This window comes from Mycobacterium sp. NPDC003323 (assembly GCF_053589535.1).
Genome location: NZ_JBSFSB010000003.1, coordinates 143,407 through 155,093, shown reverse-complemented (window position 1 = coordinate 155,093; position 11,687 = coordinate 143,407). Strand labels below are relative to the sequence as shown.

General features: G+C 66.6%; 13 protein-coding genes. 5 read left to right on the top strand and 8 right to left on the bottom strand.

Going from position 1 to position 11,687, the window contains the following annotated elements:
• Window positions 1-4 precede the first annotated feature (4 nt).
• The gene (locus ACWDUN_RS10340; protein ID WP_449928116.1) at window positions 5-919 is read right to left on the bottom strand and encodes an IclR family transcriptional regulator; all 915 of its coding nucleotides are present in this window, start codon (window positions 917-919) and stop codon (window positions 5-7) included.
• A 100-nt stretch (window positions 920-1,019) separates the two neighbouring features.
• On the opposite strand from ACWDUN_RS10340, the gene ACWDUN_RS10335 reads away from it, so the two are divergent.
• Genes ACWDUN_RS10335 through ACWDUN_RS10325 form a run of 3 tightly spaced genes read left to right on the top strand, consistent with a single transcriptional unit; the run spans window position 1,020 to window position 4,065 of the window.
• Window positions 1,020-2,147, top strand: a complete 1,128-nt coding sequence (locus ACWDUN_RS10335) for a hypothetical protein (RefSeq protein WP_449928114.1) — start codon at window positions 1,020-1,022, stop codon at window positions 2,145-2,147.
• A 2-nt stretch (window positions 2,148-2,149) separates the two neighbouring features.
• The gene (locus ACWDUN_RS10330) at window positions 2,150-2,923 is read left to right on the top strand and encodes an SDR family oxidoreductase (RefSeq protein WP_449928112.1); all 774 of its coding nucleotides are present in this window, start codon (window positions 2,150-2,152) and stop codon (window positions 2,921-2,923) included.
• A complete protein-coding gene (locus ACWDUN_RS10325; RefSeq protein ID WP_449928110.1) occupies window positions 2,923-4,065 on the top strand; it encodes a sulfotransferase family protein in 1,143 nt (380 codons plus the stop codon). The genes ACWDUN_RS10330 and ACWDUN_RS10325 overlap by 1 nt, the downstream gene beginning before the upstream one ends.
• Before the next feature lie 59 nt (window positions 4,066-4,124).
• On the opposite strand, the gene ACWDUN_RS10320 is transcribed toward ACWDUN_RS10325, so the two are convergent.
• Together ACWDUN_RS10320 and ACWDUN_RS10315 are read right to left on the bottom strand one after the other, a co-directional pair.
• Window positions 4,125-4,640 carry a hypothetical protein gene (locus ACWDUN_RS10320; protein WP_449928108.1) on the bottom strand — a complete coding sequence of 172 codons (516 nt, stop codon included), beginning with the start codon at window positions 4,638-4,640 and terminating at the stop codon, window positions 4,125-4,127.
• Window positions 4,640-5,827, bottom strand: a complete 1,188-nt coding sequence (locus ACWDUN_RS10315) for a Rieske 2Fe-2S domain-containing protein (RefSeq protein ID WP_449928106.1) — start codon at window positions 5,825-5,827, stop codon at window positions 4,640-4,642. Before ACWDUN_RS10315 ends, ACWDUN_RS10320 begins: the two co-directional genes overlap by 1 nt.
• A 110-nt stretch (window positions 5,828-5,937) precedes the next feature.
• Here ACWDUN_RS10315 and ACWDUN_RS10310 point away from each other — a divergent pair, with 110 nt between their 5' ends.
• Entirely contained in the window at window positions 5,938-6,195 is a 258-nt protein-coding gene (locus tag ACWDUN_RS10310; protein ID WP_449928104.1) for a hypothetical protein, read from the top strand.
• Here ACWDUN_RS10310 and ACWDUN_RS10305 read toward each other — a convergent pair.
• Genes ACWDUN_RS10305 through ACWDUN_RS10285 form a run of 5 tightly spaced genes read right to left on the bottom strand, consistent with a single transcriptional unit; the run spans window position 6,192 to window position 10,509 of the window.
• Window positions 6,192-6,806 carry a hypothetical protein gene (locus ACWDUN_RS10305; RefSeq protein ID WP_449928102.1) on the bottom strand — a complete coding sequence of 205 codons (615 nt, stop codon included), beginning with the start codon at window positions 6,804-6,806 and terminating at the stop codon, window positions 6,192-6,194. The two genes, ACWDUN_RS10310 and ACWDUN_RS10305, sit on opposite strands and share 4 nt — an antisense overlap.
• A gap of 55 nt (window positions 6,807-6,861) precedes the next feature.
• A complete protein-coding gene (locus tag ACWDUN_RS10300; RefSeq protein ID WP_449928100.1) occupies window positions 6,862-7,263 on the bottom strand; it encodes a nuclear transport factor 2 family protein in 402 nt (133 codons plus the stop codon).
• Window positions 7,260-8,435: a thiolase domain-containing protein gene (locus ACWDUN_RS10295; RefSeq protein ID WP_449928098.1), complete on the bottom strand. Its 1,176-nt coding sequence runs from the start codon at window positions 8,433-8,435 to the stop codon at window positions 7,260-7,262. Before ACWDUN_RS10295 ends, ACWDUN_RS10300 begins: the two co-directional genes overlap by 4 nt.
• A gap of 2 nt (window positions 8,436-8,437) precedes the next feature.
• Window positions 8,438-9,499, bottom strand: a complete 1,062-nt coding sequence (locus ACWDUN_RS10290) for a thiolase domain-containing protein (protein ID WP_449928803.1) — start codon at window positions 9,497-9,499, stop codon at window positions 8,438-8,440.
• 8 nt (window positions 9,500-9,507) lie between these two features.
• Window positions 9,508-10,509: a Zn-ribbon domain-containing OB-fold protein gene (locus tag ACWDUN_RS10285; protein WP_449928096.1), complete on the bottom strand. Its 1,002-nt coding sequence runs from the start codon at window positions 10,507-10,509 to the stop codon at window positions 9,508-9,510.
• A 55-nt stretch (window positions 10,510-10,564) separates the two neighbouring features.
• On the opposite strand from ACWDUN_RS10285, the gene ACWDUN_RS10280 reads away from it, so the two are divergent.
• On the top strand, window positions 10,565-11,596 hold the full coding sequence (locus ACWDUN_RS10280; protein WP_449928094.1) for an LLM class F420-dependent oxidoreductase: 1,032 nt from the start codon (window positions 10,565-10,567) through the stop codon (window positions 11,594-11,596).
• The last annotated feature ends 91 nt before the right edge of the window (window positions 11,597-11,687 follow it).

Genomic DNA, 11,687 nt, shown 5'->3' with positions numbered 1-11,687 from the left:
CGGGCTACCCGTGGCCCTTGCGGCCACCGAGTGCGAGGGTGACCGCGTCGGCCGTTTGAACCAGCGCCGATGCCCGCTCGGTGATCTCGTCATCGGTCAGTGCCGATCCGACCTGCATGGTCGCCACCATCACCTGATGTCGGTGATGGTCATACACCGGGGCGGCGATCACGCTGATGTCCTGGCGGGTGTGCGGCCCGTCCTCTCCGGGCAGATAGACCCGCTCGCCGATATCGGACACCAGCTCACCCAACAGCGCCCGCAGTTCGTCGGGCAGTGTGTTCGACATGCCCGCCATCAGGGCATACAGCCGCCGCCCGCCCGGGGTGAGGCGCTCCACGAGGTAACCGCTGGCCCGGCATCGGGCGACGACCCGGTCGAAACGCGCGGTATCGGTGCGCAGCGGGATCGTCGGCTCCTTGCCCAGCCAATCGGTGACCGCACGGTCGTCCCACAGCACGAACATCAGACCCACCGGTGGGGCGAACGGGTAGCTCTGTCCGACACGCACCGTCACCGGTGTGCCGGGCGGCGCGACGAGTTCCAGCAGGGTGATGCGATCGTCGACCACGCCGGACAATGCGGCGGTGACGCCGAACGCCTCCGACAGCCGGCGCAGTTCGTCGCGCGCGGCCGGGCTGACTCGCAGCGACTCCTGTGCGGTGTGTCCGAGCGTGATAAGGGCCGGTCCCAGCCGGTAGGTCTTGTCGCGCGCGCCATCACCGGCATCGCGCACCAGATAGCCGGCCTCGGTGAGGGTGGTCAGGATGCCAAGGCAGGTCGGCTTGCTCAGCCCGATGCGGCGGGCCAGCTCGGAAAGCCCGAACCGGTCGTGGGGGTGGGCGGCCAGGAAGTCGAGCACCGCGACCACCCGCGCGGTGGGCGGCGAAGCGCGCGTGACGGTCTTGTCCGCTGGCATCGGCCACCTCCACGTTGACGCATTTTAGAACGCGTTCTAGTCTCGGGTCGGAAACTCTACCACTGCGGTCCAATATTGGAACGAAAGGCAGTTGTCCGGTATGTATTCACAACCCTTGGCCGACGCCATCGCCGAGGCGGAGCGCCTCGTGTGCGAGGCCCCGTTCATCGAATCGGAAGCCGACCTGCTCGAAGGTCTGCAATACCTTGCCGGTTGCATCGCCGCATGCACCCACGTGGCGTTCGACTACGATCGCGACCACCCGTTCCTGCACAGCGGCACCGGGCCGTTCACCAAGATGGGCCTGGACAATCCGGACACCATGTACTTCGGCACCCGGGTGCAACCCGGCCACGAGTACGTCGTCACCGGCCGCCGCGGCACCACCACCGATGTCAGCTTCCAACTGCTCGGCGGCGAGTACACCGATGAGGTGGTGCCCGACAGTGAGACGGCCTTCGACGACCGCAAACTCGACATCGCCGCCGACGGCACCTTCGAATGGCGGTTCACCCCGGACACCCCGTCGCAGTTGGTGATTCGCGAGGTCTACAACGATTGGTCGGCTCAGCGCGGATCGTTCGCGATCGCCCGCACCGACACCGCCGGCACCGCACCGCCACCGCTGACCAAGGAGCTCATCGAGAAGCGGTACTCGGTGGCGGGCAAGCAACTGATCCAGCGGGTCAAGACGTGGTTGCAGTTCCCGAAGTGGTTCTACGACAACCTGCCGGTCAACACGTTGACCGCTCCGCGGCTCACGCCGGGCGGACTGGCCACCCAGTACTCGTCGGTCGGGCATTACGACATCACGCCGCAGCAGGCCATCGTCATCACACTCCCGGTCACCGACGCGCCCTACCTCGGATTCCAGCTCGGCAGCCTGTGGTACATCTCCCTGGACTACATCAACCACCAGACCTCGCTGAACGGCACGCAGGCGCAGGCGGATCCGGACGGCAAGATCCGCATCGTCGTCTCCGACGCGAATCCGGGCGTGACCAACTGGTGCGAAACCCTCGGGCACAACAAGGGATATCTGCAGTTCCGCTGGCAGCGGGTGTCGCGTGCGCTCACCGAGGGCGACGGCCCGACGCTGGAGATCGTCGATGTGGCCGATATCGCCGCGGCGTTGCCGCACTACGAGTCGAACAAGATTTCCGATGAGGATTGGCGCGCGCGGATTGCGCTGCGGCAGAGGCAGATCGGCGAGAGGATGGTGGGCTGAACATGCTTGAGGGAAAGGTTGTGGTGATCAGCGGGGTGGGCCCGGCGCTGGGCACCACGCTGGCTCGCCGGTGCGCCGAGGCCGGCGCCGATGTGGTGCTGGCGGCTCGCACCGTGGACCGGTTGCGCGACGTCGCCGACCAGGTGACCGCGCTGGGCCACAAGGCGCTGGCGGTCGGCACCGACATCACCGATGAGGCGCAGGTGGACAACCTGGTGTCGACATCGCTGTCCGAGTTCGGCAAGGTCGACGTGCTGATCAACAACGCGTTCCGGGTGCCGTCGATGAAACCGTTCGCCAAGACCAGCTTCGAGCACATCCGCGAGACGGTGGAACTGACCGTGCTCGGTGCGCTGCGGCTCATCCAGGGTTTCACCCCGGCGCTGGCCGAGGCGAAAGGCTCGGTGGTGAACGTCAATTCGATGGTGGTCCGGCACTCCGATCCCAAGCAGGGCGCCTACAAGTTGGCCAAATCGGCGCTGCTGGCGATGTCGCAGTCGCTGGCCAGTGAACTCGGCGAATCCGGTATCCGGGTGAATTCGGTACTACCGGGCTATATCTGGGGCGGCACGCTGCAGGGCTACTTCGAGCATCAGGCCGGCAAGTACGGCACGACCGTGGACGAGATCTACAAGGCGGCCGCGATCAACAGCGACCTGAAGCGGCTGCCGACCGAGGATGAGGTGGCCTCGGCGATCCTGTTCATGGCCAGCGATCTGTCCAGCGGGATCACCGGGCAGACGCTCGATGTCAACTGCGGGGAGTACAAGTTCTGATGACACGCACCAACGTCGGCACCGTCGAGGACCTGCACGCCTCGGCCACCAAGGCCTGCGGCCTGACCGATTTCGGTGATGACGGCGACAACTACAAGGAAGCGCTGAGCGTCCTATTGGAGGCATATCAGCGTGACGCCGACCTGACCGAGCTCGGCAGCAAGATGCAGCGCTTCTTCGTGCGCAACGCCTTGGTGGCTCGGCTGGTCTCGGAGGCCGCGTTCACGCAGTACCCCCAGCATGCCGACGTCCCGATCGAACGACCGATCTTCGTCACCGGACTGCCGCGCACCGGCACCACCGTCATCCACCGGCTGCTCACCGCGGACCCGCGCCATCAGGGCCTGGAGCTGTGGCTGGCCGAGTTCCCCCAGCCTCGTCCGCCGCGTGAGACCTGGTCGCAGAACCCGGTGTTCCAGCAGCTGGACGCGCAGTTCTCTAAGGCGCATGCCGAGAACCCGGACTACACCGGTCTGCACTACATGACGGCCGACGAGGTCGAGGAGTGCTGGCAGCTGCTGCGGCAGTCGCTGCACTCGGTGTCCTACGAGACGCTGGCGCACATCCCGACGTACTCGCGCTGGCTCGCACAGCAGGACTGGACGAAATCGTATGCGCGGCATCGTCGCAACCTGCAGTTGATCGGGCTGAACGAGCCCGAGAAGCGCTGGGTGCTCAAGAATCCCAGCCACCTGTTCGCCCTGGACGCGCTGTTCGCGACGTATCCGGACGCGCTCGTCGTGCAGTGCCACCGCCCCGTCGAGACCATCATGGCGTCGATGTGCTCGCTGGCCCAGCACACCACCGAGGGCTGGTCGAACACCTTCCGCGGCGAGGTCATCGGTGCCGACTCGATGGAGACCTGGTCGCGCGGGCTGGAGTTGTTCAACGCCGAACGCGCCGAACATGATCCGGCGCAGTTCTGCGATGTCGACTACTTCGAGTTCGTCAAGGACCCGGTGGGCGCGGTGGAGGGCATCTACCGCACTTTCGGTATCGACTTCACCGACGAAGCACGGCAGGCGATCACCGACAGCCATGAGGAGAGCAAGAAGGGGCCGCGCGCACCCAAGCACAGCTACTCGCTCAGCGACTACGGGCTGACCGACGAACAGGTCAAGCAGCGGTTCAAGGGACTGTGATTTCGGTGAGGATACGTGCGGCGCGCGCACGTATCCTCACCGAAACCGCAAGAGAAAACCTAGCCGTCGCCGGGGGAGGGGGCGCTGGAGAACTCCTCCAGGCACCCTTCGGCGATGGCGTGCTTGATGCTGTCGGTGAGCCGGTGACACGACCGGGCCCGGGCCGGGTCGCCACCGGCGGCCCGGATCTCGTCGAACACCGCACACCGCTTGGCCGCCGCGGTATTCCACTGCACCGAGGTGTGTTCGGCGCCCAGCTTCTTGACCTGCACGGTGGCGTGGCAGAACCGGCAGTCGACCTCGACCAGCCCGGAGGTCAGATAGCGCTGCTTGTCCCGCTGGGTGGCCTCGTGGACGGCAGCCGCCCGCTCGGGATCGGAACCGAAATCCGGTGCCTTGGACCAATTGCCGGTACCGGGCCGAGCCGGCGGGTGGTCGTGGTCGTGGTCGTGGTCGTGGTCGTCGTCGTGCCCGCCGTGCAGGAGCAGCATCGAGCGGGCCAGATCATCAACGTCGGCGGGGCCGACATTTCGACCGCCGTCTGGCGTTTCGGTCCGCTCGTCGCTGGTGGTCATCAGCTCGGTTGGGCCGGTTCTTTTTCAGGAGAGCCCTGTTCGGCCGCGTCCCGCTCGGCGGCATCCTGCTGGAGTTTGAGGTTCTCCTCGACCTCGACATGCCACTTCTCGTTGGCGATGGTGGTGTCGACCTCCATCTCGAAGCGGTCCGTCATGTCCGGGGTCACATCGGCCACGTCGACGTAGAATTGCTGATACCAGCGGCGCATCTGGTAGACCGCGCCGTCCTCCTCGACCAGCAGCGGATTGTCGATGCGGGTCTTGTGCTTCCAGATCTCGACGTCCTGCAGGAAGCCCTTGGAGACACCCTCGGTGAACACCCGGGCCAGCTTGTCGGTGGTCTTCTCGTCCAGCCCCTTGGGCTTCTCGACGATGACGCCCCACTGCAGCACGAAGCTGTTCTGGCTGACCGGGTAGTGGCAGTTGATGAGGATCGACTCGGCCTTGAAACCGCCGTAGTTGTTGTGCAGCCAGTTGATCATGAAGGACGGACCGAAGTAGGACGCCTCGGAATCCAGGTGCGCCTCGCCGTAGGTGGTGCCGAGGTCGTTGACGTCGGGCCGACCCACGTTGTGCAGGTACTGGCTGGCGATGTGACCCTCGAAGACATTCTTGAAGTACGTCGGCAACCCGTAGTGGATGTAGAAGAAGTGCGCCATATCGGTGACGTTGTCGATGATCTCGCGGCAGTTGGAACCCTCGATGAGCATCGTGTTCCATCGCCAGTCGGTCCAGCCGTCATCACCGAACTCGGGGATCTCCGGGATCCGGACCTCGGGTTGGGGTGGGTTGCCCTCGTGATCGTGCCAGACGAACAGCAGGCCGCCGCGCACGTCGGTCTCCCAGGCGCGGGTGCGCGCCAGCCGCGGGGTGCGCTTGGCGTAGGGGACCAGCTTGCACTTGCCGTCACCGCCCCAACGCCAGTCGTGGAACGGGCAGGCCACGGTGTCACCCTTGATGCTGCCCTGGGCCAGGTTGCCGCCCATGTGCCGGCAGTAGCCGTCCAGCACCTTGAGATTGCCCTCGGAATCGGCGAAGACCACCAGCATGGTGCCGAAGATCTCGATGCCGTGCGGTTTGCCGTCCAGGAAATCCTTCACCGGTCCCAGGCAGTGCCAACCGCGCGCGAAGCGGTCGGGCAGGTCGCCGGTGTCGATCTCACGAATGCCGGCTGTCTCGGTCGTCACGGCGGGCCTCCCGTATCTGGTCTCTCTAACTAGAACACGTTACAGTTTTGCCCCGCCGTCGCGCAACGCAAACTCGGCTACCTGCAAGGATCACGCGGTATATCCAGACGATGCCGGTTTACTCCTTCGAAGGCCGTATACCCAGGATCGACCGGGAAGCATTCGTGGCGCCGGCGGCGACTTTGATCGGGGATGTCGTGGTCATCGGCGGCACCCAGATCCCCGATGATGTGGTGGTCGCCGGTGCGCCCGCCGAGATCCGCGGGCCGGTGGCCGGCACCGGCGCCGAGAACTGGGTGCGCACGAGCGCGGGGATCTATCAGAACCTGGCGCAGCGGTACCGCGACGGTCTGCAGCAGCTGGACTAGTTGGCGTCGCCCAGCCCGGCGCGCAGCGCGATCTGCTGCATCTTGCCGATATTGGTGACGAACCCGTCGGTGGTGGCGTCACCGCCGGCGCTCTGGAACTCCAATCGGACCAACGCGCGCCCCTGGGTGAACATCAAGACGGTGATGTCCTTGGCCTCGTTCGGGTCGCTGCCCCGGACCATGACGCTGTCGGCCCCGATACCGGCCGGAACGGGAGTCCCGGTCACGCGGGTGTCCAACGTGCCCTGAGCTTGCTTGAGTGCCGTCGCCGCGGTGCCCGGGTTGTCATAGACCAGGATGGTGGAGCTGATCGCCCGGGTGTCCTGCGCGTTGACGAAGAACGCACTGGCTCCCGGCAGACCGCCCGGTGAGCTCTCCTTGTGCCGCTCGGTGAAGGTGTCCTCGGCATCGCTGAGATCGGCCGCGGTCAGCAGCAGCCGGGTGTAGTCGGAGCCCTCCGGGGTCGCGTTGGCGGTCGGTGCCGCGCTGGTGGTGGTGAACGCGGGCAGCGTCGGCGCAGCGCTGCTGGGCGCGCCCGGCTGCGAGGGCGCGCACGCCGTCAGGCCTGCGACGAGCACGGCGGCGGCAACGAAATGTGATCGGGACAACATCGACTACGTTCGGTTCGGGAATGAAATCGGTTCCCAGACTACGCGATCGGGCGGTTCAGATCGGTTGCGCAGTGGCCGCGGCCTGCTCCAACTCCCAGTACGCACGCAGCGCGGCGATCTTTCCGTCGGCGTTCACCCGGTAGGTGAACACGCCCTCGGCCACCACCCGGTAGCCGGCGGCCACGATCACGATGTGGCCGACATTGGCCTCCTCGTCGCCGCAGACATACGTCTTCTCGAAGTGGAATTCCAGTTCGCTGGGCGCGATCGCCTTGTCGAAGAATGCGGCGATCGCCTCCTTCCCGCGATGGCCGTTACCGTCCGGATCGAAATGCGACGGCCCGATCGGATCCTCGACGATGGCGTCATCGGCGAACAGCGCCAGCCAGGCGTCCTTGTCGCGGGCGACGGCCGCTTCGCGCGACCGCCGCCCCGCCAGGGTGACCGGTGCGGTCACTGCTCCGGCTTGTCCGCTCCGACGACCCACATCGAGTAGTACTGCGCGCCACCGCCATAGGCGTGCCCGAGCGCCTTGCGGGCACCGGGCACCTGGTGATCGCCGCCCTTGTTCATCACCTGAATGGCGGACTCCGCGAACCGGATCATGCCCGAGGCGCCGATCGGGTTCGACGACAGCACGCCGCCGGACGGATTGAACGGGATGCGACCGCCGATGGCGGTTTCGCCGGCCTCGGTGAGCTTCCAGCCCTCGCCCTCGGGGGCGAAGCCCAGGCTCTCCAGCCACATCGGCTCGTACCAGGAGAACGGGACGTACACCTCGGCGGCGTCGATCTCGTCGATCGGGCTGGTGATCCCGGCGTCGCGCCACAGCGCGGCCGCGGCGTCGCGGCTGGCCTGCGGGTTCACCTGATCACGCCCGGCGTAGGCCAGCGGTTCGGTGCGCAACGCGGTGGCGTGGATCCAGGCGACCGGATGGCCGTCGGCCAGATGCGCCTCGGCGGCCTCCTCGTTGCCGATCACCAGGGCCGCGGCGCCGTCGGAGGACGGGCAGGTCTCGTCGTAGCGGATGGGGTCCCACAGCATCGGGGACTGCATCACCTTCTCGACGGTGATATCGGGCTGGTGCAGGTGCGCCAACGGGTTCTTGGCGCCGTTGAGCCGGTCCTTGACGGCCACGATGGCACCGATGTGGTTGGGGGCACCGGATCGGCGGATGTAGGCGCGGATGTGCGGGGCGAAGTAGCCGCCCGCGCCCGCGCCGACCGGCTTGGTGAACGGCACCGGAATGCTCAACGCCCACATGGCATTCGATTCCGACTGCTTTTCCCACGCCATCGTCAGCACGCGCTTGTACTTGCCGGACTGCACCAGGCTGGCCGCCACGATGGCCGTCGAGCCACCCACCGAACCGGCGGTGTGCACCCGGATCAGCGGCTTACCCGTGGCTCCGACACAATCGGCCATGAACAGCTCGGGCATCATCACGCCCTCGAAGAAGTCGGGCGCCTTGCCGACCACCACGGCGTCGATATCGTCGAACGTCGAGCCGGAGTCCGCCAGCGCCCGGTCGATGGCCTCACGCACCAGGCCGTTCATCGACACATCGTGGCGCTTGGCGACGTATTTCGTCTGCCCGGTTCCGAGAACCGCTGCGAGCTTGCCCGCCATGACTATTTCCCTTCCAGGACGGCGACGAGATTCTGTTGCAGCGCAGGACCGCTGGTGGCGTGCGCCAGCACCCGCGACGCGGAGCCGTCGAAGATGTGCTGAGCGGCGAAACCGATGCGTTCCAGGCCCGCCGAGAACATCGGGTTGGCGGCCAGCGTGCCGCCGGAGGGGTTGATCTTCGTCTTCGAGCCGAGGCCGATGGCCTCGGTGAGGATGAGCTGCTGATGGGTGAACGGCGCGTAGATCTCGGCGACGTCGATCGAGCCGGCGTCACCGTTGGTCGCCGATGCCGCCGACGCGGCTGTCGACGGGGAGGTGGTCAGGTCGCGGGCACCCAGGATCGGGGTCTCGATGCGGTGCTCGATACCGGTGATCCAGGCCGGGTTCTCGCGTAGCTCGCGGGCCCTGTCACCGGCGGCCAGCACGATCGCCGAGGCGCCGTCGGTGATCGGGGCGATGTCGTGGCGGCGCAGCGGGTCGGCGAAGAACGGCTGGGCCAGCAAGTCCTCGATGCTGCCCGTGACCTCGTGCTTGTCCGTGCGTCCGCCGGCGGCGTAGGCGTCCAGCGCCACCTGAGCCATCTGCTCGGCGGTCCACTTGCCGGCGTCCAGGCCGGCGCGGGCCTGCAGGCCGGCCATCGACACCGAGTCCGGCCACAGCGGCGCCACGGTGTACGGGTCGGTCTGCAGCGACAGCACCCGGCGCAGGGTGCCCGCCGAGGACTTGCCGAAGCCGTACACCAGCGCGGTCTCGACCTGGCCGGTCAGCAGCTTGATATAGGCCTCGTACAGCGCCCAGGCGGCGTCCATCTCGACATGCGATTCGTTGATCGGTGGGATGGCGCCGATCGAGTCGATCGCCGAGATGAACGAAAAGGCCCGGCCGGCAAGGTAATCCGAGGATCCCGAGCACCAGAAGCCGATATCGGTCTGCTTGATGCCGAGCTCTTCGTAGAGCTGGTGGAAACACGGCATCAGCATCTCGACGCCGTTGGTGGTGCCGTCGGTGCGGCGGACGTGGGGCGCGTGCGCGAAGCCCACCACTGCGATATCAGTCATGTGAATGCAGGCCTTTACAGGTGGTGCTTGTAGGAGTCGTAGTCGGCGTCGGGTTCGCCGGTGGGCTTGAAGTAGTCGATGTTGTCGATGCCGAGGCCCCACTCCTCGCGGGGCTTCCACACCGCCTGCACCCGCATGCCCATCCGCACGTCGGCCGGATCGATCTCGGTGACCAGGTGCAGGAAGGGAATATCGGCACCGTCGAGCAGCACGTAGGCGGCCACATACGGCGGTTTGATGCGCTGCCCGGGGAACGGGATGTTGATGACGGCGAACGTGGTGACGGTGCCCTTGTCCGGCAACTCGATGAACTCGTCGAGTTCCAGGCCGGTGGCCGGATCGGCTTCCTTCGGCGGGAAGTAGACCTTGCCCGGCTGCCCGTCGCGACCGTTGCGCGTGCGCCCGCCGAGCAGCTTGCCCTCCTCCAGCGCCTTGAGGAACGTCGTCTCCGGCAGCGAAGCGGTGTGCTGGATCTCGATGAAGCTCGGCGTCACCTGCACGGTGACCGGCTCACGGTCGTCGGGCTGCCCCTCCGGCTCGGCATCCTCGCCCGGCAGGAAGTAGGCGATATCGGTGATCGCGCCGACGGGCTCGTCGACCCAGTGCACATGTACCCGGTCACCGGTCTTGATGGCGCCCTCGGCGGTCTTGACCGCGTGCAGCAACGGGGTGTCGGCACCGTCGAGAAGGATCAGCGCCCAGGCGAACGGCTGGTCCAGCGGCTGGCCCTCCAGCGGCGTGGACTGCCAGGTCCAGGACTGCACCGTACCGACCGCGCTGACGGGCACCACCTCGGTCAACGCCGCGTAGGTGACGGGGTCATACTCAGCGGGAGGGACGTGCACCCGGCCATCGGAACCGCGTACGCCGACGATGCGTCGCTCGCGCAGTGCCGTGAAGAACTGGGACAGGAGCGGTCCGACTGAACGGGTGTAGTCGAATGAGAGCCTCAGCGGCGCCGAGAGGGGCCGCTCATGCTTGTCGATCTGCACCGGGCTGCTTTGGCCTGTGGTCACGGCATCGAGTAGAACAGGTTCTAAGAATGGTTTCAAGGACAGGTCTGGAGAAGCTATGAAGTTGGGTCTGCAGTTGGGTTACTGGGGCGCGCAGCCGCCGGAAAATCATGCGGAACTCGTCGCCGCCGCCGAGGAGGCGAACTTCGACACCGTCTTCACCGCGGAGGCCTGGGGTTCGGATGCCTACACCCCGCTGGCCTGGTGGGGTCGGGAGACCACGCGGATGCGGCTGGGCACCTCGGTGCTGCAGCTGTCCGCCCGCACGCCCACTGCACTGGCGATGGCCGCGCTGACCCTGGACCACCTCTCCGGCGGCAGGCACGTCGTCGGCCTGGGCGTGTCGGGTCCGCAGGTCGTCGAGGGCTGGTACGGCGCGAAGTTCCCCAAGCCGCTGGCCCGCACCCGCGAGTACATCGACATCCTGCGCCAGGTGTGGGCCCGTGAGGCCCCGGTGCGCAGCGACGGCCCGCACTATCCGCTGCCGCTGGCAGGGGAGGGCACCACCGGTCTGGGCAAGCCGCTCAAGCCGATCACCCATCCCTTGCGTGCCGATATCCCGGTGATGCTCGGCGCCGAGGGGCCCAAGAACGTGGCACTGGCCGCCGAGATCGCCGACGGCTGGCTGCCCATCTTCTACTCGCCGCGCATCGCCGGCATGTACAACGAGTGGCTCGACGAGGGCTTCGCCCGTCCCGGTGCCCGGCGCACCCGGGAGACCTTCGAGATCTGCGCGACCGCCCAGGTCGTGGTGACCGATGATCGTCCGGCGATCATGGAGCTGATGAAGCCGCACCTGGCGCTCTACATGGGCGGCATGGGCGCCGAGGACACCAACTTCCACGCCGACGTCTACCGCCGGATGGGTTACGCCGAGGTGGTCGACGACGTCACCAAACTGTTCCGCTCCGATCGCAAAGATGAAGCGGCCAAGATCATCCCGGATGAGCTGGTGGACGACTCGGCGATCGTGGGCAACCTGGATTACGTCAAGGAGCAGATCAAGGCCTGGGAGGCTTCGGGTGTGACGATGATGGTCGTCGGCGCGCGGTCTGTGCAGCAGATCAAGGACCTGGCCGCTCTCGTGTGATCGCCGAGCAGACGCAAAGTTGCGGTTTTCGGCACCGGAATCGGCAGTTTTGCGTTCCCCCGCAAGCGGGAGGTGCCCCCAGCTCGCCGGA